22 protein-coding genes are annotated in these 23693 nt (G+C 62.6%); 10 read left to right on the top strand and 12 right to left on the bottom strand.

Annotated elements, in window-relative coordinates; all coding sequences use genetic code 11:
* The first annotated feature begins 55 nt into the window (after window positions 1-55).
* The 3 genes from AC4FWB_RS23770 (at window position 56) to AC4FWB_RS23780 (ending at window position 1927) form a co-directional block, all read left to right on the top strand.
* Entirely contained in the window at window positions 56-754 is a 699-nt protein-coding gene (locus AC4FWB_RS23770; RefSeq protein WP_491028669.1) for an RNA polymerase sigma factor, read from the top strand.
* 337 nt (window positions 755-1091) lie between these two features.
* Window positions 1092-1616 carry a DUF4142 domain-containing protein gene (locus AC4FWB_RS23775; RefSeq protein WP_491028670.1) on the top strand — a complete coding sequence of 175 codons (525 nt, stop codon included), beginning with the start codon at window positions 1092-1094 and terminating at the stop codon, window positions 1614-1616.
* Entirely contained in the window at window positions 1613-1927 is a 315-nt protein-coding gene (locus AC4FWB_RS23780) for a cupredoxin domain-containing protein (protein WP_491028671.1), read from the top strand. The genes AC4FWB_RS23775 and AC4FWB_RS23780 overlap by 4 nt, the downstream gene beginning before the upstream one ends.
* Here AC4FWB_RS23780 and AC4FWB_RS23785 read toward each other — a convergent pair.
* Window positions 1906-2781, bottom strand: coding sequence for a crotonase/enoyl-CoA hydratase family protein (locus AC4FWB_RS23785; protein WP_491028672.1), 876 nt, complete (start codon window positions 2779-2781; stop codon window positions 1906-1908). The genes AC4FWB_RS23780 and AC4FWB_RS23785 overlap by 22 nt on opposite strands.
* A gap of 143 nt (window positions 2782-2924) precedes the next feature.
* On the opposite strand from AC4FWB_RS23785, the gene AC4FWB_RS23790 reads away from it, so the two are divergent.
* Both AC4FWB_RS23790 and AC4FWB_RS23795 read left to right on the top strand, forming a co-directional pair.
* The gene (locus tag AC4FWB_RS23790; RefSeq protein WP_491028673.1) at window positions 2925-3533 is read left to right on the top strand and encodes a TetR/AcrR family transcriptional regulator; all 609 of its coding nucleotides are present in this window, start codon (window positions 2925-2927) and stop codon (window positions 3531-3533) included.
* Between the two features lie 62 nt (window positions 3534-3595).
* A complete protein-coding gene (locus tag AC4FWB_RS23795; RefSeq protein WP_491028674.1) occupies window positions 3596-4285 on the top strand; it encodes a hypothetical protein in 690 nt (229 codons plus the stop codon).
* Here the strand turns inward: AC4FWB_RS23795 and AC4FWB_RS23800 are convergent.
* The 4 genes from AC4FWB_RS23800 to glyA all read right to left on the bottom strand — a co-directional run bounded on the left by AC4FWB_RS23800 (window position 4223) and on the right by glyA (window position 8596).
* Window positions 4223-5092, bottom strand: a complete 870-nt coding sequence (locus AC4FWB_RS23800) for a tetratricopeptide repeat protein (RefSeq protein WP_491028675.1) — start codon at window positions 5090-5092, stop codon at window positions 4223-4225. The two genes, AC4FWB_RS23795 and AC4FWB_RS23800, sit on opposite strands and share 63 nt — an antisense overlap.
* Entirely contained in the window at window positions 5089-6018 is a 930-nt protein-coding gene (locus AC4FWB_RS23805) for a LysR substrate-binding domain-containing protein (RefSeq protein ID WP_491028676.1), read from the bottom strand. Before AC4FWB_RS23805 ends, AC4FWB_RS23800 begins: the two co-directional genes overlap by 4 nt.
* 49 nt (window positions 6019-6067) lie before the next feature.
* On the bottom strand, window positions 6068-7183 hold the full coding sequence (locus tag AC4FWB_RS23810; RefSeq protein ID WP_491028677.1) for a branched-chain amino acid ABC transporter substrate-binding protein: 1116 nt from the start codon (window positions 7181-7183) through the stop codon (window positions 6068-6070).
* A gap of 90 nt (window positions 7184-7273) precedes the next feature.
* Window positions 7274-8596: a serine hydroxymethyltransferase gene (gene glyA, locus AC4FWB_RS23815; RefSeq protein ID WP_491028678.1), complete on the bottom strand. Its 1323-nt coding sequence runs from the start codon at window positions 8594-8596 to the stop codon at window positions 7274-7276.
* 226 nt (window positions 8597-8822) lie between these two features.
* Here glyA and AC4FWB_RS23820 point away from each other — a divergent pair, with 226 nt between their 5' ends.
* The 5 genes from AC4FWB_RS23820 (at window position 8823) to AC4FWB_RS23840 (ending at window position 14290) form a co-directional block, all read left to right on the top strand.
* The gene (locus tag AC4FWB_RS23820) at window positions 8823-9695 is read left to right on the top strand and encodes an FAD binding domain-containing protein (RefSeq protein WP_491028679.1); all 873 of its coding nucleotides are present in this window, start codon (window positions 8823-8825) and stop codon (window positions 9693-9695) included.
* Window positions 9683-10159, top strand: a complete 477-nt coding sequence (locus tag AC4FWB_RS23825; protein ID WP_491028680.1) for a (2Fe-2S)-binding protein — start codon at window positions 9683-9685, stop codon at window positions 10157-10159. Before AC4FWB_RS23820 ends, AC4FWB_RS23825 begins: the two co-directional genes overlap by 13 nt.
* Window position 10160: 1 nt before the next feature.
* The gene (locus AC4FWB_RS23830; RefSeq protein ID WP_491028681.1) at window positions 10161-12425 is read left to right on the top strand and encodes a xanthine dehydrogenase family protein molybdopterin-binding subunit; all 2265 of its coding nucleotides are present in this window, start codon (window positions 10161-10163) and stop codon (window positions 12423-12425) included.
* Between the two features lie 24 nt (window positions 12426-12449).
* Entirely contained in the window at window positions 12450-12695 is a 246-nt protein-coding gene (locus AC4FWB_RS23835; protein ID WP_491028682.1) for a MoaD/ThiS family protein, read from the top strand.
* 140 nt (window positions 12696-12835) lie between these two features.
* Window positions 12836-14290, top strand: a complete 1455-nt coding sequence (locus AC4FWB_RS23840; protein ID WP_491028683.1) for a hypothetical protein — start codon at window positions 12836-12838, stop codon at window positions 14288-14290.
* Between the two features lie 48 nt (window positions 14291-14338).
* Here AC4FWB_RS23840 and AC4FWB_RS23845 read toward each other — a convergent pair whose 3' ends face one another.
* The 7 genes from AC4FWB_RS23845 to AC4FWB_RS23875 all read right to left on the bottom strand — a co-directional run bounded on the left by AC4FWB_RS23845 (window position 14339) and on the right by AC4FWB_RS23875 (window position 23361).
* Entirely contained in the window at window positions 14339-14899 is a 561-nt protein-coding gene (locus AC4FWB_RS23845) for a hypothetical protein (RefSeq protein ID WP_491028684.1), read from the bottom strand.
* 66 nt (window positions 14900-14965) lie between these two features.
* On the bottom strand, window positions 14966-15895 hold the full coding sequence (locus AC4FWB_RS23850; RefSeq protein WP_491028685.1) for a DUF6615 family protein: 930 nt from the start codon (window positions 15893-15895) through the stop codon (window positions 14966-14968).
* 48 nt (window positions 15896-15943) lie between these two features.
* Window positions 15944-17608, bottom strand: a complete 1665-nt coding sequence (locus AC4FWB_RS23855; protein WP_491028686.1) for an AIPR family protein — start codon at window positions 17606-17608, stop codon at window positions 15944-15946.
* Between the two features lie 218 nt (window positions 17609-17826).
* Window positions 17827-18240 (bottom strand): DOPA 4,5-dioxygenase family protein, encoded by a 414-nt coding sequence (locus tag AC4FWB_RS23860; RefSeq protein WP_491028687.1) that lies wholly within the window; start codon window positions 18238-18240, stop codon window positions 17827-17829.
* Between the two features lie 372 nt (window positions 18241-18612).
* Window positions 18613-19452 (bottom strand): hypothetical protein, encoded by an 840-nt coding sequence (locus AC4FWB_RS23865; protein ID WP_491028688.1) that lies wholly within the window; start codon window positions 19450-19452, stop codon window positions 18613-18615.
* Between the two features lie 40 nt (window positions 19453-19492).
* Entirely contained in the window at window positions 19493-21067 is a 1575-nt protein-coding gene (locus AC4FWB_RS23870) for a polysaccharide biosynthesis/export family protein (RefSeq protein WP_491028689.1), read from the bottom strand.
* Between the two features lie 191 nt (window positions 21068-21258).
* Complete coding sequence (locus AC4FWB_RS23875) at window positions 21259-23361, bottom strand: ABC transporter ATP-binding protein/permease (RefSeq protein ID WP_491028759.1); 2103 nt, start codon at window positions 23359-23361, stop codon at window positions 21259-21261.
* Window positions 23362-23693: the final 332 nt, after the last annotated feature.

Here is a 23693-nt window from a genome sequence, read left to right on the forward strand (position 1 = left end):
CCGGCAGGCGCATCCAATTGCTGAATGCAACGCCTGTCCGGGAGATCGGGGCGCGATGAGAAAGTCCGCAATGCAGGCCGCAGCAATTTCGGCGGCGGAGACCGGCGACATGGCGCTGGTGCGCCGGGCGCTGGCACGGGAAGCGGATGCCTTCCGCTTGATCATCAAAACGTACAACCAGCGGCTCTACCGCATTGCGCGCGGCGTGGTGCGCAACGACGCCGAGGCCGAGGATGTGGTGCAGGAAGCCTATATGCGCGCCTTCGCCAGCCTCGACGCCTTTCGCGGCGACGCCTCCTTGGCCACCTGGCTGTCGCGCATCGTCATCAACGAGGCGCTCGGCCGGCTGCGAGAGCGAAAGCGCATCGTGGCGATGCCCGACAACCCGGAGGCGCAGATCATCCGGTTTCCTTTGAACCCAAACGACTGGAATCCAGGCGACGATCCGGAGCGGACGATGGCGCAGCGGCAGATCCTCAGGCTCGTCGAACGGGCGACCGACAGCCTTCCCGATGTCTATCGCAGCGTGTTCGTCGCCCGCGTCATCGAAGGCTTGAGCATAGAGGAGACCGCCGACCTGCTCGGCATCAGGCCGGAAACGGTCAAAACGAGACTGCACCGGGCGCGCAGCCTGGTGCGCAAGGCGCTGGACCACGAGATCGGCCCGGTGTTGCTCGACGCCTTTCCTTTCGCCGGCCGGCGCTGCGAAAGGCTGACAGTGGCGGTGATGAAGAGGCTGGGGTTCGACGTTTGAGGTGGTCGCACCGGCCTTAACGCCCGACACGCCGCGGGACAGCACCCCCCTCTGGCCTGCCGGCCATCTCCCCCGCAAGGGGGGAGATTGGATGTCAGCGCCGCTTTCGCCAATCACCAACGCTGAAGGAAGAGCGCCGCCGACGAAGCTGCCAATCTCCCCCTTGCGGGGGAGATGTCCGGCAGGACAGAGGGGGGTGTGACGGAACTCGGCGTAGGTGTCCTCGCCCCAGAATGACGAAGCAAAAAACGCCGGGAACGTTTCGCCCCTCTCCGCATCCAATCAGCGTCAACCGAAAACGAGAGCCCGGCGTCACACGCCGGGCGAAGGAGATGCCATGTTTATCCGACCGACCGCCACACTCGCCGCATTCCTGCTTGTAAGCGCCGCTCCGCTGGCCGAGGCGGCCGAGAAGCCCACCGACCCGCAGATCGCCCATATCGCCTATACGGCCGGCACGCTCGACATCGAGGCGGCCAAGCTGGCGATCAAGAAGTCCAAGACCAAGGAAGTCGTCGACTTCGCCAAGGACATGGAGCGCGACCACGGGGCGGTGAACAGCCAAGCGCTCGACCTGGTGAAGAAGCTGAAAGTGAAACCAGAAGACAACGCCACCAGCCAGGCGCTGACCAAGGCGGCGAAGGAGGAGCGCGCCAAGCTGGAGAAGCTGAAAGGGGCGGCCTTCGACAAGGCCTATATCGAGAACGAGGTGGCCTATCACAAACAGGTCGACAGCGCGCTCGAAACTCTGCTCATCCCCTCGGCCAGCAATGCCGAGCTGAAGAGCCTGCTCGAGACCGGGCTCAAGATCTTCCAGGGGCACGAGCAGCATGCCGAGCATGTCGCCGGCATGTTGAAATGAGGGCGAGCCTGCTTTCGCTTCCGGTCGCGCTGGCATTGGCGTTCTCGGCCGGGCCGGCGCTCGCCGCCACGATCGAGGTGACGATCGACAAGCTGGTCTTCTCGCCGGCGAGCGTTCAGGCCAAGGTCGGCGATACGATCGAGTGGGTGAACAAGGACGTCTTCGCCCACACCGCCACGGTGAAGGGCGGCTGGGAGGCGATGATCCTGCCGAAATCGAAGGGCAGGATCACGCTCAAGGAAGCGGGAGCGGTCGACTATTTCTGCCGCTTCCACCCCAACATGAAGGGTCATCTCGAGGTTTCGCCCTGACCCGCCGCCCGGTCGAGCCGAAGCGATATGTGTCTTGCTTCGCTCGGCCGGGTTACGTGCGTCCATGTGCCATTGTAGACGGGCTGGCGCCGCTCGATCCAGGCGCCGAGCCCCTCGCGGAGATCGGCGGTCGGGGCCATGCGGGCGAACTGCTCGGCCTCGACCAGCAGGCCCTCGGCGATACTCAAGTTGATGCCGCGTGCCACGGCGGTGAGGATGCTGGCCACCGCCGCTTGCGAATGGCCGATGATGCGGCTTGCGAGATCGAAGGCCGCCGGCATCAGCTCTTCATGCGGCACGACCCGGTTGACGAGGCCGAGCTCCAGCGCCCGCGCGGGCGAAAAGGCCTCGCCCGTCAACAGCAGTTCCAGCGCGCGCTTGCGTCCGGCAAGCCGCGGCAGGCGCTGCGTGCCGCCGAAGGTCGGCGGCATGGCGAGCTTGATCTCCGGCTTGGCGAACAGGGCCCGGTCGCTGGCGATCGCCAGCGGCACCGCCTCGGTGATCTCGCAGCCGCCGCCGAAGGCAAGTCCGTTGACGGCGGCGACGACCGGCTTGCGATAGGATTCCAGCCGCGCTGTCAGATGTTGGCCGCGCATGACGAAGTCGCGCAGCGCCGCATCCGCGCCTTCGGCGACGCTCGCCGAGAATTCGTGGATGTCGCCGCCGGCCGAGAAGGCGCGCTCCCCTGCCCCGGTGAGGATCACGGCGCGGACCGCATCGTCGGTCTCGGCGTTGTCGAGGATCGCGAGCAGGCGGTCGATCAAAGCGTAATTCAGGGCATTGAGTTTTTCGGGGCGATTGAGCGTCAGCACCGCGACACGGTCGCGGATTTCGCAAAGCACAAGCTCGGTCATCGTCTATTCCTTTAACTGTTTGTTTTTTGCGCAATTCCGGACGGAAAACCGCTACACACTTTTCCTGGAATTGCTCCGTGGGACGGCCGCAAAGGATCAGCTTTCAGCTTGTTTGTATATTCACTAGTCGGTATACTTTGCGGATGAGCGCAAAGGCCAGTCCCACCAGAAAGCGCCTCGTCGACGCGGCGGCAAAGCTGTTTTATGCCGAAGGCATCGGCCGCGTCAGCGTCGATGCGGTGGCGGAGAAAGCGGGGCTGACCAAGCGCACGCTCTACTACCACTTCAAGAGCAAGGACGAGCTGATCACGGCCTATCTCGACAGCCGCGACCAGCCGAACCTCAAGCAGATGGCCGGCTGGTTCGAGGCTGCGGAAGGCGGCGCGGACAAGAAGGTCACAGCGATCTTCACCCACCTGGCGCGCGTGGCGCGGCATGTCAAATGGAAGGGCTGCGGCTTCCTGCGCACGGCCGCCGAACTCGCCGCGATGCCTGGACATCCGGCAGTGAAGGCAGGCTCGCGCCATAAGAGCAACTTCGAGAAATGGCTGGCGGGCGAGCTTTCAAGCCATGGCGTGCGCGAGCCGAAGATGCTGGCGCGCGAGATCGTGCTTCTGATGGACGGCGCCTTTTCCAGCATGTTGATCCATCACAATCCCGACTACATCACAGCCGCCGGCCACGCAGCCGCGACGCTGGTGCGAGCGCGGATGGGACGACAAAGACTGACTGGCCGCCACTTGGAGCGTTGACGCCAGGCATGGTATCGCAAAGCCGGGAGGCGGCGATGCGTGTCATTTTCCGATGTGATCCGATGCTGGTCGAGCATTTGCCGCGCCCGGTCCTGGCGCGCGGCACCCTGCCGGATTGGCTGCGCGCAATGCCCGCCACCGCCTATTCGGCGATCCACGGCCGAGACATTCGTACCCTGAAGCAGTGCCCGCCGGTGGTCGACGCGATGACCTATGGCTTCATGGTCCTGCTGCCGTGCGACGTCCTCGTCGACAAGGGAAGGTTTTCCTGGGACTGGAATATCCCCGACCCCGTCACCGGGAACCACCCCCGGGCGCCGCTGAGCTTCCACACACCGGGGCAGCTGGCCGGCAGCCCGTTCGCCAAACCTGGCCAGGCCGCGCTCAAATTCAACAGCTTCTGGACCATTGAGGTCGAGGATGGCTGGTCGCTGTTTGCGACGCACCCGGTCAATCGCGAGGATCTTCCCTTCAGGCTGGTAACGGGCCTGGTGGATTCGGACCGGTTCAGCGATGGCGGCATCAATTTCCCGGCGGTCTGGAAGGACCCCGAATTCTCCGGTGTGCTCGGCAAAGGAACTCCGGTCGCGCAATGTTTCGCGGTTCCGCGGGCCGCGCCGCAGCTGGAATACGAAGTGCTCGACGAAAAGCGGCAGGCCTCCTATGCGCAGACGATCGCCGATGTCCTGTCAACGCCAGGCGTCTACCGCAAGAGGTTTCGCGCCAGGCGCGGGCGCTCCCCCGGCGAGTGAGCGACGCAGCGCTTCCTCGTCGAGCCAGAGCCGGCCGCTTGGCGCCGAGGTGAGCGCCATGGCGATGACACCGAAGGTGGATGGGCTCAGACAATAGGCTTTTGAATAGGCCGCCATCGCCCCATCGAGGTCGCCGGTTTCCTGCAGGACGACGCCGAGATTGACCGCGGCCTCCGGAGCGTCCGGGCTCATCTCCAGCACACGTCGATAGGCCTCGGCGGCGGCGTCGAACTTGCGCATGTCCTGACGCACCAGCCCGAGGTCGAACCATTGAGCCGGATGCCCGCCACCGGCGACGGCGCGTTCGAGGAAGCCCTCCGCCTCGGCAGGCGCGCCGCGTTGCCACGCCAGGCGTCCGAGGCGTGCCATTGCCTCGACGGATTCCGGATCCCTTTGCAGGACAAGTGTCCAGGATACGCCGGCTGCCGCGGCATCGCCTGCCTGATCGAGGGTGCGTGCCCGCTCGACGAGGATTTCCGCTTGGGACGATCGCCTTGCGGCGCGATCCAGGAACTGCAACGCTGCCTCGAACCGCCCTTCGGCCCGCGCAATCCTGCATGCCAGGATCAAGGCTGGCACATTGTCCGGACGGGCGGCGAGGCTCGCCTCGATGCGCGCCCGAGCCCCCGGCAAGTCTGACTTGGCGAACAATACAGCCGCCAGCAGATGGCAAAGCGCCGGATCGCCCGGGTGCTGCCTCAGGCCATGCTCGCACAGATCCATCGCCTGACTGTGATCGCCGGAATTGAAGGCGGCCACCGCGCGGCGGATCAGATCGTCGCTGCCGGTTTGACTGGTGCTGATCACCGAATTGAAGCTCCCTCTTCTGGGCCAGGAATCGGGGCCGCCCCTTCCTGCGCCAGAAGCCAGTCTCTCATCGCTACGGCGGGCGCGGGTGGACGGTCCGGCGCCAGGATCGAGAGAGCGAGGCCGGTCGGCACGCGCAATTCGGGGAACGGCGACACCAGCGAGCCGGCGGCCAAGGCGCGCGACACCAGCGCCTCGTGCCCCATCAGCACGCCGGCGCCGTCGACCGCCGCCTGCAGCGCCATGCTGTAGAGCGAGAACTCGGATCCCGCCTCGATCGACGGGCCCTTCACGCCGGCGGCCGTGAACCAAAGGCTCCAGTCGCCGGTCCAGGTCGTGTCCCAGAGCAGAAGCTGCGCGGCAAGATCGGCCGGCGTCTTCAACTGCCGCGCCAGCGCCGGCGCGCAAACCGGGAAGATGAAATCGTCCGAAAGCTTGAAGGCGCGGCTGCCGGCGGGGACCGGCCTGGTCAGAAAGATGGCGAGATCAAAAGGCTCGCGGCGGAAATCCGGCGGCTCTTCCAGCGCATGGATGGACGGGCGAAGCGCGGGATGCGCGGCGCGCAGCGCCGGCAGGCGCGGCGCGAGCCACAGCTGCGCGATCGAAGGCAATGCCGCGACGCTGACCTGCGGCCGGGGCGCCGAGATGCGCAGTTCCTGGACGGCGAGCCCCAGAGCGTCGAAGGCGGTGGAAAAGGCCGGCAGCGCCGAGCGCCCAGCCTCGGTGAGGTGCAGGCCCTGCGCGTGGCGCACGAAGAGCGGCGAGCCGAGCCAGGCCTCCAGCGCCTTGACCTGGTGCGAGACGGCGGCGGGCGTGACGCCTAGCTCGTCCGCCGCCTTGGCGAAGCTTTCCTGCCGGGCCGCCGCCTCGAAGGCCCGCAAGGCGTTGAGCGGCGGCATGCGGGGTCGAGGCGGATTGACGGCCATCGCGGCTTCCCATCAGGCGCGGGAGACCGGAGCCGCCGGCGCGCAGTTCCTATTTGAGGGCCACCGGGGTCAGCTTGCCGTCGACCTTCCGCCACTCAAATACGACGAAGCCCGGCTGCTTGATATCCCCCTTCTCGTCATAGGAGATGGTGCCGAGCACCGTCGAAATGCCGGCGCCGGAATGGAGAAAGTCGGATGCCGCTTTCGGATCGTCGTTCCCGGCCTTGGCGATCGCCTCGACGAGGACCTGGGTGGCGGCATAGGCGTAGAGCGTGACGGCTTCGGTCGGCACGTTCTTCGCCTTCAGGTCGGCGACGGCGTCCTTGGCCTCGGGAAAGGTCGCGGGATCGGGAAAGGACGTCATCAGCGTGCCGGCCGCGCCGTCGCCGCCGATGGCGCCGAACTCGCTGTTCGAGATGCCGTCGCCGCCCATCAGGATGGTCCTGACGCCCTGGTCGTGCATCTGGCGCACGATCAACCCCGCCTCGGTGTGCTGGCCGCCATAGTAGACAAGATCGGCGCCCGATTCCTTGATCTTGGCGACGAGCGCTGCGTAGTCCTTCTCGCCGGGGTTGATCTCCTCGTGCAGCACTTCCTTGCCGCCGCCGGAATTGTAGGCCTTGGCCATCTCGTCGGCGAGGCCCTTGCCCGCCGTCGACTTGTCGTCGACGATCGCGACTTTCTTGTCCTTGAATTGCTCGAGCACGAATTTCGCGGCGATGATGCCTTGCTGGTCGTCGCGACCGCAGGCGCGGAAGGCGTCCCACAGGCCGCGCTCGGTGACCATCGGGTTGGTGGCCGTGGGCGTGACGAAGAGGATGCCGTTTTCGGCATAGACTTCCGAGGCCGGAATGGTGACGCCGGAATTGTAGTGGCCGACGACATAGTGCACGCCGTCGGCGACGAATTTGTTGGCGACCGACACGCCCTGCTTAGGGTCGGAGACATCGTCGCCGACCGAGACGGAAAGTTTTTGGCCGAGCACGCCGCCATTGGCGTTGATGCGCGCCACCGCCGTCTCGACGCCGACGCGGTATTGCTCGCCATAGGCGGCGTTCGGCCCCGACATCGGGCCGGCGACGCCGAGCACGATATCCGCCTTGGCGGCGCCGAAGGCGGCGGCTGTCATCAGGGCAGCAGTCATCAATCGCAGAATCATGCGCATGGTCTTTCCCCTTTGTTTAAGAAGGCGGGCTTCTCGCCCGCGGCCCCTTATTTGTTGAGATGCGGGCTCCCTGCCCGCGGGTTCAGGCCCTCAGTTCACGAAGTGAAGCTTGGTGAACCGGCGCCGGAATTCGCTGACATCCTTCGCGATCTCCTCCGCCGCGTCGTTGCCGCGCAGCGCCCTGGCGATGAGGGCGGCGAGCTCAGGCATGTCCTTCTCGGTCATGCCCCAGCGCACGATCTCCGGCGTGCCGAAGCGCAGGCCGTTCATGTCGCCTTCGACCGCTTCGACCGGCAGACCGATGCCGCAGGCGAGGATGTTGGCGCGCCGCAGCCGCTTCGCCGCCGCTTGCCCACCGCCGAATTCGGCGGCCTCAATGGCGAACTGGTGCGAGGTGGTGTGGCCTTTCGCGGTCGAGAACACCGGCAGGCCGCGTTCCGCGAGTTCCCTCGCCAGCGCCTTGGCGGTGTCTGCCATGGCGGCGGCATAGGCGCGGCCGTGCTCCTTCCAGTCGAGCATGGTGATGGCCAGAGCGGCGGACTTCGCGGCGTCGAAATTCGCGGTCATGCCGGGAAAGGCGATGCGGTCCAGCTTTTCGGCAATCGCCGCATCATTGGTGACGATCAGGCCCGAAGGCGGGCCGCCGAGACTCTTGTAGGTGCTCATCGTCATCAGATGGGCGCCCTCCTCCAGCGGCTGCTGCCAGGCATGGCCGGCGATCATGCCGCAAAGGTGCGCGGCGTCGAAAAGCACCAGCGCGCCGACCTCGTCGGCGATCGCCCTGATCTCGCGGATAGGATGCGGCAGAAGGTTGAGGCTGCTGCCGATGGTGATCATCTTCGGCTTGAGCGCGCGGGCGAGCGCGCGCTGCTTCTCGACATCGACCGTGTAGCCGTCTGCATCGACGGGCGCGGGATGGATCTCCAGCCCGTAGAGGCCGGCGCAGCCCGCCATATGGTGCGTGACATGGCCGCCGATCGCCGGCGGCGGCGCGATGATTTTATCGCCCGGCCGCGCCGCGACCATGAAGGCGTAGAGATTGGCGATTGCGCCCGAAGGCACGCGGATCTCGGCATATTTCGCGCCAAAGACTTCCGCCGCGAGCTCGGCCGCGATGACCTCGATGCGCTCGACACCCTCCAGCCCCATCTCGTATTTGTCGCCCGGATAGCCGAGCGACGGGCGCGAGCCGAGCCCGGAAGCGAGCGCCGCTTCGGCTCTCGGGTTCATCACATTGGTGGCCGGATTGAGGTTGACGCAGTCGGCCTCGTGGATTTGCCGGTTGAGCGCGATGCCGCCTTCGATCGCCGCGAGCACGGCCTCGCTCCCCTGCCCGCTTGTGGTCTTCGCCAGCGCCTGGATAAAATCCTCGCAATGGGCGGGAACCCAGGACCTGCGGGCAAGAGCGGTCATTGCAGCCTCCACATTGCCGGATCAAATGTCCGGATTGATTGGAGGCATGGTGGAGGCTTGGCCGGCCGGGCGCAAACGAGTAGTTCTAGCGGCTAGGCTTAGAAAATTTAGGGGTAGGAATTAGGGCAATGCGCCTGACTTAAGTGGTGCAATGCAGGAAGCGGATGGCCATTATGAAGAGAGTCTTTATAACGGTCGATCTGATCATGACCGCCAAGGGGAGACGATGCGCTACATACGTCCGCAATCAATGGAAGATGCCGTGGGCCTGCTGGCCGGCGCGGCCGGCCCGGCCGCAATCCTTGCCGGGGGCAGCGACCTCCTGGTGAGGATGAAGGGCGGCTTTGTCGAGCCCGAGTTGATCGTCGACATCAAGGCGATCGCCGGCTTGAGCGAGATCACGGAAACGGCCGAAGGTTTCAGGATAGGCGCCGCGGTGCCTTGCGCAGTGCTGGGCGAGAACGCGGCGCTGAAGAAGGCGTGGCCGGGCGTCGTCGAGGCGGCCAAGCTGATCGGCTCGAAGCAGGTGCAGGGACGCTGCACCATAACAGGCAATCTCTGCAACGCCTCGCCCGCCGCCGACAGCGTGCCGGCGCTGGTCGCGGCCTGCGCCAAGGCCGTGGTTGCCGGGCCGAGCGGCAAGCGCACCATCGCGGTGGAGGCAGTGCCGACCGGGCCGGGCAGGACGTCGCTCGCCAAGGGCGAGATCATCGAGGCGATCCTGCTCGACAAGCGCGCGCCGAACTCGGGCGATGCCTATCAGCGCTTCATACCGCGCACCGAGATGGACATCGCGGTGGTGAGCGCCGGCGTGAACCTGACGCTCGACGACCAAGGTCGCGTCAAAGCCGCCCGCGTGGCGCTGGGCGCCGCCGCGCCGACGGTGCTGCTGGTCGAGGAGGCCGCGCAGGTGCTCATCGGCTCGAAGCTGGATGAAGGCACACTCGAGCGGCTGGCAAAAATCTGCGCCGGCGCCTGCCGTCCCATCGACGACAAGCGCGGCACCATCGAATTCAGACGGAAAGTCGCGGGTGTGCTGGCGAGGCGTGTCGCAGCAATCGCTTATGAACGTGCAGGAGGCAAATCATGGCTGGTGTAGCGGTTTCAACGACAATCAACGGCGATCACGTCGAGTATCTCTGCCAGCCGGACGAGACGCTGCTGGACGTGCTGCGCGACCGGCTCGGCCTGACCGGCGCCAAGGAAGGCTGCGGCACCGGCGACTGCGGCGCCTGCAGCATCATCCTCGACAACCGGCTGGTGTGCTCCTGCCTGGTGCTGGGCGCCGAGGCCGAAGGGCGGCAGGTCGAGACCATCGAGGGCATGGCGCATGGCGACCAGCTGCATCCACTGCAGCAGAAATTTTTGGAGCATGCGGCATTGCAATGCGGCATCTGCACGCCGGGTTTCCTGATCGCGGCCAAGGACCTTCTGGCGAAAAACCCCTCCCCGACCGAGGAGGAAATCCGCTTTGGGCTGGCCGGCAATCTCTGCCGCTGCACCGGCTATGACAAGATCGTGCGCGCCGTCCAGGACGCAGCAAACGTGATGAAGGGAGCCTGAGATGAATTTCGATCCGCGCTACTCGGGACGCAGTTTCTCTTCCGTCGGCACGCGCCCCATCCGCCCCGACGGCGTCGACAAGGTGACGGGACGCGCCCGCTACGGCGCCGACTTCAACATGGCCGGGCAGCTGGTCGGCCGGATCCTGCGCAGCCCGCATGCCCACGCCGTCATCAGGAAGATCGACACCTCGAAGGCAGAAAAGCTCGCCGGCGTGAAGGCGGTGATCACCGCGGCCGACCTGCCCGACCTGACCGATGGCGATGCCGCCATGTACGACATTCTCGACAACTCGATGGCGCGCACAAAGGCGCTCTATGACGGCCACGCGGTGGCCGCGGTCGCCGCCATCGACGCCCGCACCGCCAGGCAGGCGCTGAAGCTGATCGAGGTCGATTATGAGGTGCTGCCGCATGTGACCGATGTCGACGAGGCGATGAAGCACCACGCCCCGCTCATCAACGACGCCATCTTCACCGAAGGCCTCGAGGAAAAGCCGGTAAAACCCTCCAACGTCACCAAGCGCACGCAGTACGGCCATGGCGATGTCCATGAAGGTTTCGCCAAGGCCGACATGATCGTAGAGCGCTCCTATAAGACCGAGCAGACGCACCAGGGCTATATCGAGCCGCATGCCTGCGTGGCGAGCGTGAATGCCGACGGCACGGCGGAACTGTGGGTGTGCACGCAAGGCCATTTCGTCTACCGCCAGCACTGCGCCCAGCTGCTCGGCATGGAAGCCTCGAAGCTGCGCGTCACCTCCTCCGAGATCGGCGGCGGTTTCGGCGGCAAGACCCATGTCTGGGCCGAGCCGGTGGCGCTGGCTCTGTCGCGCAAGGCCGGCCGCCCGGTGAAGCTGGTGATGACCCGCGACGAGGTCTTTCGCGCGTCGGGCCCGACCAGCGCCACCTCGATCGACGTCAAGATCGGCGCCAAAAAGGACGGCACGATCACCGCCGCCGAAGCGACGCTGCGCTATAGCTGCGGCCCTTACGCCGGCATGTGGGCCGAGATCGGCGCCATGACGGCGTTCGCCTGCTACAAGCTCGAGAACGTCAAGACCGTCGGCTACGAGGTGCTGGTCAACCGGCCGAAGACCGCGGCCTATCGCGCGCCCTCGGCGCCGATGGCGGCCTTCGCGGTGGAAAGCGCTGTCGACGAGCTGGCCAAGGAAATCGGCATCGACCCGGTCGATTTCCGCATCAAGAACGCCGCGCAGGAAGGCACGCGCGCCTCCTACGGCCCGGTCTACGGCCCGATCGGCATCGGCCCGACGCTGGAAGCGGTGAAGAACCATCCGCACATGAAGGCGCCGCTGGGCACGAACCAGGGGCGCGGCATGGCCTGCGGCTTCTGGTTCAATTTCGGCGGCCAGACCTGCACGGATCTCAACATCGGCATGGACGGCTCGGTCTCGCTCGCCGTCGGCACGGTAGACGTCGGCGGTTCGCGCGCGTCGCTGTCGTTGGTGGCGGCGGAGGAGCTCGGCATCGACTATTCCCAGGTCAAGGCGATCGTCGCCGACACGTCTTCCCTCGGCTACAACGACATGACCGACGGCAGCCGCGGCACCTTCTCCTCCTCGATGGCTACGATCTCGGCCGCCCGCAACGCGATCAAGGTGCTGCGCGAGCGGGCGGCGCAGATGTGGGACATCTCGGTTGACGACGTCGCCTGGGAAAAGGGCCATGCGGTCGCCAAGGGCGAGAAGCACGGCAATCTCGGAAAACTGTCGCTGAAGGAGATCGCGGCGCAGTCCGGCAAGACCGGCGGGCCGATCGCCGGCCACAGCGAGCTCGTCGCCGACGGCGCGGGCGTCTCCTTCGCCACCCATATCTGCGACATCGAGGTCGACCCCGAGACCGGCGCGACCAGGGTGCTGCGCTACACGGTGGTGCAGGACGCCGGCAAGGCGGTGCACCCGACCTATGTCGAGGGCCAGTACCAGGGCGGCGCCGCGCAAGGCATCGGCTGGGCGCTCAACGAGGAGTATATCTACGGCAAGGACGGGCGGCTGCAGAACCCTGGCTTCCTCGACTACCGCATCCCGGTCTGCTCCGACCTGCCGATGATCGACACGCAGATCCTGGAAATCCCCAACCCCAACCACCCCTACGGGGTGCGCGGCGTCGGCGAGACCTCGATCGTGCCGCCGCTGGCGGCGATCGCCAATGCGGTGTCGAACGCGGTGGGCGTGCGCATGACCCACATCCCGATGTCGCCGCCGCGCATCCTGGCCGCGCTCGAGGCCGAACGGGAAGGGTAAGAGCGAAATGAGGTTCTTGCTCTAATGGTCGAAGTGACGCTCTGGGGCTCGCTGGGCGCTGCCGCCGGAGGCAAGAGCAAGGTCGACATCGAGGCCAAGGACATCAGGGAACTGTTCCGCAAACTTTCGGAACAGTACCCCGCCTTCGAACCCCTGATCGATCGTGGCATCGCTGTCGCGATCGACGGGACGATCTATCGGGATACCTGGTCGAAGGAATTGCCGCCGGGGGCGGAGGTGTTTCTGCTGCCGCGGTTGGCGGGGGGATGAGTGTGAGAGAAGACCCGGTCTCTCTTCAGGTCCGACGCATCGCGCGAGGTGCCTTAAGCAATTGCCTTCGGGATCACTCTTGTAAAGTGATTTAGAATATTAGGATGGCATGCCTATAATTTGTATGCGACGATGCGCATATGGATAAGTTACAAATAAATGAAATTTCACTGACGCGCTTCAATGCTCTTGGCGGCTATGCACGTTTGCCGCAATCACTGCTTATACTTGACGAACTGGCCTATTTCGAAGTCGACGGCGGTGATGTAATTGGCATCGCGACAAAGGATATTGCTGACCAGGACTTCGGCGGCATCGTCTTGGCAAGAGACCAGAAACTGCGTTTTCGAGGTGTGAATGTCACGGGGTTCCATCCGACGCCCGAAGAAGCTAGGGCGACGCTGTTCGCCGGGATGCGCGAGGCCGCTGGTGCTCAGTTAGAGTCGCACTATCAGGGTGATGAGGAAGGGCAGCCGGTCGACTTTTTTGGCCATCTAAACGACATGGACCGGCTTCATCCGTCATTCTTGCAACTCACAACAAATGAAGGGTATTCGCCGGCTCTTGAGATAATCGACCCAATGATGCGATGGTATGACGACGTCGACGGCAATTTCGTTGAGCAATTTCAGACGACCGGCTTCGACCAGCGAATTTGGGAACTGTATCTGTTTGCTGTGCTGATCGAGGCCGGATATGCCCTCAACCGTGAGCATAGCACACCCGATTTCTGTTGTTCTGGGCTTCTCGGACCGCTTTTCATAGAAGCTGTAACCGTCGGGCCAACCGTAAAGAACGGCGAAATTGTCCCTCCACCGCCAACCGAAACGCGCGAGGAGATGGAGCAATTTTTGAAAGAATATATGCCGATCAAATTCGGCAGCCCGCTCTACTCAAAACTCAAAAAGAAATACTGGGAGCAAGATCACGTCAAAGGCGCACCATTTGTTCTCGCGGTGGCCGACTTCTCTTCGCCGATGTCCATGGTCCGTTCACAGTCAGCGCTTGAACGATATCTGTTCGGATACGACCACACCGCAAAAACTGACCAGAGCGGCAATCTTAAGATTTTGCCACAGCGTGTCGACCAACACACGTGGGGCAACAAATCCATTCCCTCAGGCTTTTTCAGGTTGCCGGACGCCGAGAATGTGAGTGCGGTTATATCAAGCAGCGCAGGAACGATCGCGAAGTTTAACCGAATGGGGGTTCTCGGCAAATTTGGCTCGAAGCGTGTTCTGGTTACCCGCGAGGGAATGATGCTCGATCACGATCCGAATGCGCAATACCCAAAATTCTTCAAAGTTATCGTCAACGCCGCCGGTTATGAGGAGGACTGGATCGAAGGAATTAATGTCTATCACAACCCCAACGCGAAAATTCCCCTGCCGATGGAGATGCTTCCTGGAGCAGCCCACTTGTTCTGCGACGATAGTGGGCAAGTTACTAGTTACACCCCTGAATTCCACCCCATGTCTTCAGTTACTAACCACTACGTCCCTGTGGACGTTGGCAAGATTTTGGCGGAGATCGGCGACAAGACGCACCTGGTTTGGACTGCAAAACCGGACAAGACCGAACCTGAGGGAGATTGAACCTAGATCACAAGCCCGGCGGAATTCGCGGATTGGTATGGCCAGACTCTATGAACCTGCTGCTGCCATCAAGATTTGCACCACAGCCATTACAAGTCCGGCAATTCCTACCACCCCAGCAAGCGCCGGAGACCGCAAAAGACGCATGATCTCGGGCCAGAGTGGGTCCGGAGTCTCGATTAACTTCTCCGCAGACTCGATCAAGGCCATTGCGTTGGCCGTTCTAGAGTTTGAGAGCTTGGCAGACGTGATGACTACCCGCATTTCTCCCAGAATTCGTCGGATTTCAGATTTCTGATATTCGGACAGATTAAAGCGGCCGGTCCAAGCCGCGCTATCTACCGTGATTGGCATTTCGCCATTCTGGACGGCATCGAATCCAGCGGCAGTAATCTGAAACAATCGGCCACCGGCCATCTGGTAAGCCTGACGAGTAATAACCAATCCAGCCGCTTCAAGATCATCCGTGAGCGCCAGAATGTACTGGTTGGAAGCGTTAAGTCCGCTATTTTTAATAATGGTCGGAATTGTGCAGTATCGTGTATCTCCTGTAGTCACGCGTCTATGCAAATATCGTAGAATTTCTATTTGGTCATCTTTAGCGCCCATTTTCCCACCCTATGACATCTTTGATTGTGACAGGAGGAAATAGGTTAGCGATCAATGAGCGTGCCACTATGCGCTCTCTGGGTTAGCAGTAGTCGAAACGAACGTAAGGCGCCACCTATCAAGATACGTCGAGGGTAATGCCTCCCTGCGCTCTACGATTTCTTCGATATCCTCGGGTATGCTATCGGAGACTTGCGGGACATCAGGCCACTCGGCATATGCTGTATCCTGCTTCAGCTCTTCGCCTGCGCGACTTCTTGTTGCTTCACGAATTTTTACTATCCGGCCGCGCATTGTTTCAGGGTCAGGCGGCATCGGGATTCCTAAGGACGCACGTCCACCAAAACTTTGTAGCAAAAGAAGAGTTGAACGGCCGCCTGCAAATGCGGTGGGAGACAGCGGTTGCGAACTCGCAGGGCAGAAAAGGCTGGAGAGCGGAAGCAGCAATGGTGCAATAGTCTTTAGACTGCGGTTCCGCGTGCGCAGTGTCCGTCCCTTAGCTGCCTTCACTAGTTGTTCAATTTCGAAACCGTCAGCGACGTTGACACCCTGGATATTTAAATTACCGGTTGATCTTGCCAAGTCTATGGTGAATTGAGTGTGATATAATAGATAAATAGGATAGGTAGCAATGCTCCTACGAGCAGTATCGCATAGTGTTTGTGCTTGCAGCGTAGATCCGTGTCTGGACGAGTGATAAATTTCCCGGTAGCAATGCCTTGACCATACTTCACCGTCGCCATAAGCTTGTTTAGCTTGAATTATTAGACGGAAGAAAGTTCTCTTTCGGGGATCCACAAAGTTCCACTCCATGTCCGCGCCGGTTTGTGGCTCATTTGGAAATTCAACGATAACTCGACCAAGAGCGGCCGTCATTAAACTGCCCATGAGCAGGTCAGTTACCGTTTCCTCGCGAAAACGTCGACGAAGCGCGAGCCCCTGATTTAAGAACCCCGCGATGAAATCGGGAAAATTGTTCGCGAGCGTGCAAAGCATTTAATATCCATCGGGTTTAGTTCTTATCAGTGACAAAAATGCAGCCAATTACAGATCGAACAAGCTCATTTGACGCCCTTCCAGTTCTGCAATGATGCGATACTTCGTCTTCGAGCTTCGAAAAAGTTGATACTGTGCAGTGCTTCTCACTCTCGCGCAGGCCCTCGCTACTAAAGACAGAGCCTCAAAGACAAGATCGCCAGCTTCGTCACCGGTCGGTATTTTCCTCTCTTTGTTCGACAGAATTAGCCTAGCAGCATAGAGCACGAACCAGTGACCATATATGAGATATTGCCGCTCACCTGTCGGCTCTATAGCGTCCCTCTGCTGCGTTACGAGGCTGTCACGCATCTCCTCAATCAGCCTGTATAACTCGACTATCCGGCAAAGCTCTTCAACAACGTAGTGTTCATGGAAGATCATATGAAAGCGATCTCCAAAGATTGTATCCGAATCTGCTTTGGCCCGGTCCGGTTCACCCATCTGGTACGAAAGCAGGATTTGCCCGAGCTTTAACGCGTCGATTCTTTTGCGAGGGTCGCGATCTGCATGCATGTTCCTTTTTCGCTCGAAAAAGTAACCGTGATCCTGAAACGCGATCTCCAATTTCTTCATCACCGGATGGTTCGCTCGCAGGTCACGCGCTTGGATCCTGGCTTGGCTATTGGTGGCAACTGCTACCCTTTCAGCGATATCGCTCCGATTGGTAGCGTATATCCTAACCATCAACACTACATTGTCGAAGGCTTCCGGCGATCGCCTGTATGCCTCGATCAATGAATGCGACGTCTGTGCGCCGTTGACAATTTGAAAATCCTCTATTCTGATTATGGGATTGGAATGACCTTTGTTATATGCATAATCCTTGCATGTTATCGTTATACCGTTGTTTAAGTACCAAAATAGATGACTATCTTCAGATGTCGCCGTCTGAATTATGTTTCCATTGTATCCTCCATTCGCTCCCAGAAAAATTCTCAAATTTTCGTCGAACAGATGTCTTTTGATAGATTTTTTATCTGCTGTTTGGATAAGCTCGACAAACGATCGTGCGTCAACTGAGGCGATCACGCCACGAATGTCACCGTCACTCCTCTCAAAAGCCTCCTTGCCTACAACCTGAAGATTTCCGATTTCGCTTTCGCGCCCGGCTGCACCAATATCGCGCATGATCTCGGACGGGCCGTATATTTCGTAGTCCACATTGCCCATCGATTGCAGCGCACTATCCAAAATCGATTGAGCCGATCCCGAAAGGCCTTTCCCATTGCTGCAGAAAACGACGCGATAGCGACAAATAACTCCTCGCCTGTGAAGATCCCAGACGCGAGTCACGGCCTCCGTTAGTGGAAGGTTGCCGGTGGCCAGAAGGCGTGATTCTTTTTCAAAGAGTGCATGCAGCAGGGATGCAATCCTCAAAACCTCACCGTCGTTAATCGTCCGATCTGTCGATTTCAACGAGGTTCGATGTTTCGACTGGAAAAGGAATATCTGCGCTCTGTCTTCCCCCTCTAATATCTCGATCGCATCAACACCGAGGTCATTTCCACCATCAACGATCGTCTCAGGATAGTCAGCCGACCGATCTGGGAAGAACTGCTCTAGCGCTAGGTACAAGAAGCCCCGAGACGGATTCGTCAAACCGTACCTAACAGTCGCTGCCTGCACACGCGCTTCTACGATGTCCCATTCAACAGGTGATACAGCGGGCATTATTTCCAACCCAATTGAGATGACTGCAGATTTGCGCGTTCTGATCCCCTCCGAAAGTCGCACTCGACACTTTCCACCACGTTTTGGAAGGAAAGAAGTTCAAGAGGCAGTACCACGACCGATCACAGATTATCGAGAGCCGAAGGCTAGTGCTGTTTTCATCCGCCGAACAACGTCTTGTCGCTAGATGGCGGTCATTCTCGTCGAGCCCAGTACCCCTACACCCCCAGCGTCGGCTCCGTATTCACCTCCAGCGCCTCTTCCGCCTCATCCTCCTCGCCGAGAACCTCGCCATGCACCCCCAGCGGCCGGCCTATCCAGATCGGGTCGACCGTATGGTCGCGCTTGGGGTTGGTGGTGTTCGGGTGAATGAGGATGCTCAGGCCGCCGTGGTTCAGCATCAGCCACGGAACGAGCGTGGCGAAGATCTCGTTGGCGAAGGAGACCTGGTACATGGCCTGCTGATGCGGGCCGACCGGCTCGTCGCGCCAATTGCCGAGGCGCACGCGGAAACGCTCGCCGATGCGCAGGCGCAGCCATTCGGCATGCTGCCGCTGCGCCTCTCCGTCATAGTAGATATGGGCGTGATAGCTGGCGATCTCCGCAAGCGGTCTTGGTGTGGATTCGTTCATCGCGATGCTCCCCTTTGATGATTTTTGCGCCCGGTAGAACTCTAGCCGAAGCGCGGGCGCCTTGTCTGCAGCCGGCGGGGCATCGCAATCGGATATGGCAGCGCCAGCCCCCGCTCCGTCTCGGCGCTGCGCGCCGAGCCACCTCTCCCCCATTTCATGGGGGCGAGGAAACGCCAATCGCAGAAGGCGCGGCCTTCGAAAGCTTGGGTTCCTCTCCCCCACAAAGTGGGGGAGAGGTGGCTCGGCGAAGCCGAGACGGAGCGGGGGCTGGCGCTGCCATATGCGATTGCCATACCGCGTTCCAAGGCCAACGCAGCTTACGCGGCTGCAACTGTCGGGAAGACCGGCAACGGCCAGAGGCCGCTTCCTGCGCTAGATCACTTCGGTGACCATCCCCGCCGCATTGAGGCGACAGCCGACTCGCGCCTGCCGGATTTCAATGCCGCCTTGCCTTGCGTAGTCTATGCGCACCGCGATCGGCGCCGAAATTCCGCTTTGACCTTGACGCGCGGGACCTGCGCTTGCCGCGTAGACACGCACGGCGCCAAGGGGCTTCGCGGCGGTCATGATCGCGGCGTGACAGGCGCGCACCACGTGATCCGGCGTACCGGGTTTCGCTTTCAGAGGTGGCAGAGACCCAAAAGGATGCGCCTTGGCGACCCGCCGGAGCTCGCCGTTGGACGATCCGGAAGGTCTGAGCACGGGCGGCAGATCGATGAGTTGTGCCGCGGTCCTGGCCAAAGCGGGGGCTGCTGCGGCCCGGCGCCGGGCAGAGGCAGGCGGCCCTCTTTGGGCGGAAGGATGGTCGCCCACTCGGGCGCCCGTCGACACGCCTTTGCCTATGCCGCCCTGGTTGCCGCCGGCACCAGCGCCGACTGATCCGCCGCCGGTCGATGCGCCAGCGTTTGCTCCACCGACACCATCGGCGCTCGCGCCCGCATCCACCGACACGCCTGTGCCTGTGCTGCCCAGGCTGCCGCTGGCACTAATTCCCGCGCCGAGCGATCCGCTGCTGCTGGTCGATGCGCCAACGTTTGCTCCGCCCATGCCGTCGGCGCTCGCGCCCACGCCCGCCGACACGCCTTGCGAACCGGCGCTCACTCCAGCGTCGACCCCGATACCGCCAACCGTGCCGCCTACGCCGACGTCAACAGCCGAGGCAGGCCCGATTGTGATCCCGATCGCCAACGCGGCTGCGACGTATTTTTTCATGGTCACACTCTCCTGCGGCATAGTTGCGGCTCACTGTTCTTCACCAGCGAGGGTCGGGCTCCAGTGGCCGCGTCGGGAGCAACGGTGCGGGAAGAGCTATGGTCACCTCCAGATCAGGTTGCGGTGGCTTTTGGACCTTGACCCTCTGCTTGTCCGGCGGTTTGCGCGCAGGCGCAGAGTGCTCTGAGAGGGGGCGCTCCGACATCCTTGCATGCGAACTTGCGGGGACAGGCGCTTTCGCCCTGCGTTTGACGCCCACCACGCGACGCCCGGCATCAGGCTTGACGATGCTCATTGCCTGCCGCGCTGCACTGAGGCTGCGGGCCAGGCCGATCGATCTTTCACGCTCTTGTTCCAGCGCCGCGCTCAACGCCGCCGCGGTGTCTCTTGAAGCGTCGCGTTCCATCCGCACGCTGTCGAGATCGCGTGCGGCGGCATCCGCCCGTTGGCGTTCCAGCGCCAGCGCTTCGCCAGCTTGCTTCAATGCGGCTTCGGCCACCTGCCGGTCCTTTATGGCGTTGGCCCGCCCGGCGGCAGCCAGATTCGCGCCCGTCTTCAGCGCGTCGATGGCCTGGCGGGACGCGGCGAGTTCCTGCTCCAGGAGCTCAACCCTGTGCCGCTCCTCATCAAGCGCCCGCTGAACAGCAACCTGAGAGGCTTCTGCTGAGCGATCCGCTTCAAGCATAGCGGCCTTTTCGTTGTCCCAGACAATGGCCTTGGCCTTGAAGCCTTCGATGACGCGTCTCGCCGCCTCCAGATCGAGCGCGAGCGTTTTGGCTTTCTGCCGCTGCTTTTCCAGGTCTTGTGCCTGTTTGGCCGCCTTGTCGGCCACTGCATGTGCCTCAGCACTTCTATCGCGCGCGTTGCGCTGCATGACGTCCAGCTCCGAACGTGCCGCCGCCAATTCGCGGCGCAAAGCCTGCTCCTGCTCGCCAGGCAACGCTTGCGCAGCTTCCTTGGGCGGCTCTGGCGGCTTGGGCGCCTCTGGCACCATGGGCGCCGGCTCCGCGGGCGGCTCGAACCCGCCCGGTGATGCGGTGCCCGGCTCCGTCGCGATGTCGGGGCTCTGCGAGGGCACGGGTGACGGATTGCCGTTGGCCTCGGCAACGGCTGACGGTTCGGGTGCTGACTGGTCGCCCGTGGATGCCACGGAATCCGTCGTTTCCATGGCCGGCTTAAGGATGCGCTCGACGGTCGTCTCCGGCCGCTCGGGCAGGCCACTCCTGGCTTGCAGGCGATCGGCAATCAGCTTTGCCAACTCGTCCGGGCGCAGGCCCGCGGCGTCAACGCTCCCGATATTTGGAAGGTCAACCTTGCCGGTCGGATCGATGCTGAAATTTCGGTTGAGTTGCAACCCTTCCAAAATGCCGCCGCGCAGAACAGTCCAGTGCCAAACGTGCAGTTCGATGCTGTCTCCCGGGCCTAGTCTGTCGTCAGCCGTCGACTGGCTCCTCGCCGGAAGTCCCAGCAGCAGAACGAGGCATAGCGAAATGAGGCATAGCGCGGGGCTCCGCCCGCCGCCACGCATTCCAGGACGTAAACTCGAAAGCCGTCGTCGAATAAAGGTGGAGTCACGATGGAAGCATGCTGATTGGGTACCCTGCACATGGTTCATCACTGAACCCCACCGGCTGCGCGCCCCTCGCCGCTATTGCTCTCCGTGACCCGTGCCGCGCGGCCGGATGCCGCGCCAAAGAGCCATGATAGAAAAGCACTCTCGGCAGCGCCAAGCTCCGCAAAAGGCTTAGGGACCGTCTCCTTCCAACGTAGTAGTTATCTGGATGGCAGGTATTGAGTTCGCCCGCTTCACGCCCGTCCGCCCCGCGTCCCGCTGCCCCACAGCGCCCGCTTGATCAGGCTCCGCTTGCGCCTGCGCGGCACCAGCGCCTCATCGCTCACCAGCTTCGCCCCGCCCTCGCGGCGCTCCAGCGTGATCTTGCGGCTGTGGAAAGCTTCGAGCTCGGCGCGGTGGGCGACGCTGATGATGGTGACCTTGGGCAGCTCGCGGATCACCGTCTGCATCATCTTGTCCTGGCTCTTCTCGTCGAGCGCCGAGGTCGCCTCGTCCAGCACGACGATGTCGGGGCAGTGCAGCAAGAGACGCGCGAAGGCGAGGCGCTGCTTTTCGCCGCCGGACAGCGTCTGGTCCCAGGGCGCCTCTTCCTCGAGCCTGTCTTTCAGATAATCGAGGCCGACCTTGTCGAGGGCGGCGCTGATCTTCTTGACCGGCCAGTTGTCGGCGGCGGCGGGATAGGCGACGGCGCGGCGCAGCGTGCCGGTGGGGATGTAGGAACGCTGCGGCAGCATGAACAGCCGCCTGTCGGCGTGGAAATCGACGCGGCCGCCGCCCCATGGCCATAGGCCGGCGATGGCCCGCACCAGCGTCGACTTGCCGGTACCGGATTCGCCGGCCACCAGCACGCGCTCGCCCGGTTCGATCTCGACCTCGGTCTCCTTGACCACGCCGGTGCCGTCGTTGAGCGTCACGGAGAGATTGTCGAGGGAGAGCATCGCGCCGTCTTCAGTCTTGCCGTGCCGGATGCGGCCGAAGGCCTCGCTCCGTTCCGCGCGCTCCAGCCCGTCGAGCGACATCATCAGCGAGGCGATGCGGCGGGCCGACGCGTTCCAGTCGGCAAGGCGCGGATAGTTGTCGACCAGCCAGCCGAAGGCGCCCTGCACGATGGCGAAGGCCGACGCCGCCTGCATCACCTGGCCGAGCGACATCGAGCCTTCGAGGAATTTCGGCGCGCACAGCAGCACCGGCACGACCGGCGCGAACAGGCTCGCCCCCTGCGACACCAGCGCCGTGCGCATGTGCTGTCCAGTCAGCAGCGCCCATTGCCTCAGCACATGGCCGAAATTCCTGTCGATGCCGCTGCGCTCCTCCGCCTCGCCGCCGAGCAGCGCGATGCTTTCGCCGTTTTCGCGCACGCGCGTCAGCACATAGCGGAATTCGGCTTCCGCCTGGTTCTTCACCTCGGAGAGCTGCACGAAATGGCGGCCGATGACCACCATCGAGGTGGAAGTGATGGCAGCATAGATGACCGCGGTGACAACGAGGAAGCCGGGAATGGTCAGGCTCGCGCCGCCGATCGACAAGGTGAGCGCGCCGCCGATCGTCCACAGCACGACGATGAAGGTCGAGGCCGACAGGAACGCGTTGAGGACACCGGAGATGAAATCGACCGGCGCGTCGGTGGCGATCCGCAAATCCTCGGTGAGGCGGGCCTCAGGGTTGGTGTGGTCGCCGGCGACGAGGTTCAGCTGGTAGTAGCGGCCGCTGGCCAGCCAGCGCGCTATGACGGCGGTGGTGAGCCATGAGCGCCAGCGGCGCTGGATCGTCATGCGCAGGTAGACCTGCGCGACGACAAGGCTGGCGCTTCCGGCCACCAACGGCACGAAGACGGCGCTTAGCACATAGACGGTGTGGACACTGCGCTGCTCGATGGCATCGAAAAACGCGCGGTTCCAGACATTGATGCCATACTGGAAGCCGACATTGACGCAGATCAGGATGAACAGCAGAACCGTGAACGGCAAGGCGAGCTTGTCGCCGTGCCGGCCCCAATAGCCGCGCCCACTGATCCAGAAGCGCCGCAAGAGGTATTTCTTGCGCGCCTGCTCGGCCCGCTCAGGCGTCAGCTTAGGACTGGGCTCGACCGACTCCGGCGGCGGCGGCGCGGCCTGGCCGTTGACCTCCGGCGCGGCTTCGGCGGGCTTTTGTTCGGCGGATTTCTCTTCGTGCGATTTCTCTTCGTGTGATTTTTGCGGGCGCGGCTTCTCTTCGCGGCTCTCTTCTTCGCGTTTCTCGGGGCGCGATTTTCCTGGGCGCGGCTTTTTTGGGCGCGCCTTCGCTGCTCCGTTTGGTTTGGCGCCGGGCGGTTCCGGTTTGCGTTTAGCCTGAGACATCAGGCCGACAACGGCCTGGAAATCAGAAGGTTTCACCGCGTTCGCCAGGATGACCTAGGTCACAGGCGGCACATCCGCTCGGTCGGGCAATCGCATGCGCGGCGCCAAGTACCTCTTCAGCCGCTGTGCGGCCACCTCTTCCCCGCTTTGACGGCGCGAGGAAACCTGCGTGCGGATAGGTCGGCGGGACAGCGCCCCCCTCTGGCCTGCCGGCCATCTCCCCCACTTGGGGGGAGATCGGATGTCACGCCGGCCTTCGCCAATCTCGACCGTTGCAGAAATGAGCGAGGCGCCGAAACAGCCAATCTCCCCCCTTGTGGGGGAGATGTCCG

The sequence above is a fragment of the Mesorhizobium sp. LEGMi-168a genome (assembly GCF_058312955.1).

Coding starts and splice junctions, on each gene's coding strand:
- AC4FWB_RS23770 (WP_491028669.1), top strand. CDS start 56: ATGAGAAAGTCCGCAATGCAGGCCGCAGCAATTTCGGCGGCGGAGACC.
- AC4FWB_RS23775 (WP_491028670.1), top strand. CDS start 1,092: ATGTTTATCCGACCGACCGCCACACTCGCCGCATTCCTGCTTGTAAGC.
- AC4FWB_RS23780 (WP_491028671.1), top strand. CDS start 1,613: ATGAGGGCGAGCCTGCTTTCGCTTCCGGTCGCGCTGGCATTGGCGTTC.
- AC4FWB_RS23785 (WP_491028672.1), bottom strand. CDS start 2,781: ATGACCGAGCTTGTGCTTTGCGAAATCCGCGACCGTGTCGCGGTGCTG.
- AC4FWB_RS23790 (WP_491028673.1), top strand. CDS start 2,925: ATGAGCGCAAAGGCCAGTCCCACCAGAAAGCGCCTCGTCGACGCGGCG.
- AC4FWB_RS23795 (WP_491028674.1), top strand. CDS start 3,596: ATGCTGGTCGAGCATTTGCCGCGCCCGGTCCTGGCGCGCGGCACCCTG.
- AC4FWB_RS23805 (WP_491028676.1), bottom strand. CDS start 6,018: ATGGCCGTCAATCCGCCTCGACCCCGCATGCCGCCGCTCAACGCCTTG.
- AC4FWB_RS23810 (WP_491028677.1), bottom strand. CDS start 7,183: ATGCGCATGATTCTGCGATTGATGACTGCTGCCCTGATGACAGCCGCC.
- glyA (WP_491028678.1), bottom strand. CDS start 8,596: ATGACCGCTCTTGCCCGCAGGTCCTGGGTTCCCGCCCATTGCGAGGAT.
- AC4FWB_RS23820 (WP_491028679.1), top strand. CDS start 8,823: ATGCGCTACATACGTCCGCAATCAATGGAAGATGCCGTGGGCCTGCTG.
- AC4FWB_RS23825 (WP_491028680.1), top strand. CDS start 9,683: ATGGCTGGTGTAGCGGTTTCAACGACAATCAACGGCGATCACGTCGAG.
- AC4FWB_RS23830 (WP_491028681.1), top strand. CDS start 10,161: ATGAATTTCGATCCGCGCTACTCGGGACGCAGTTTCTCTTCCGTCGGC.
- AC4FWB_RS23835 (WP_491028682.1), top strand. CDS start 12,450: ATGGTCGAAGTGACGCTCTGGGGCTCGCTGGGCGCTGCCGCCGGAGGC.
- AC4FWB_RS23840 (WP_491028683.1), top strand. CDS start 12,836: ATGGATAAGTTACAAATAAATGAAATTTCACTGACGCGCTTCAATGCT.
- AC4FWB_RS23845 (WP_491028684.1), bottom strand. CDS start 14,899: ATGGGCGCTAAAGATGACCAAATAGAAATTCTACGATATTTGCATAGA.
- AC4FWB_RS23850 (WP_491028685.1), bottom strand. CDS start 15,895: ATGCTTTGCACGCTCGCGAACAATTTTCCCGATTTCATCGCGGGGTTC.
- AC4FWB_RS23855 (WP_491028686.1), bottom strand. CDS start 17,608: ATGCCCGCTGTATCACCTGTTGAATGGGACATCGTAGAAGCGCGTGTG.
- AC4FWB_RS23860 (WP_491028687.1), bottom strand. CDS start 18,240: ATGAACGAATCCACACCAAGACCGCTTGCGGAGATCGCCAGCTATCAC.
- AC4FWB_RS23865 (WP_491028688.1), bottom strand. CDS start 19,452: ATGAAAAAATACGTCGCAGCCGCGTTGGCGATCGGGATCACAATCGGG.
- AC4FWB_RS23870 (WP_491028689.1), bottom strand. CDS start 21,067: ATGAACCATGTGCAGGGTACCCAATCAGCATGCTTCCATCGTGACTCC.
- AC4FWB_RS23875 (WP_491028759.1), bottom strand. CDS start 23,361: ATGTCTCAGGCTAAACGCAAACCGGAACCGCCCGGCGCCAAACCAAAC.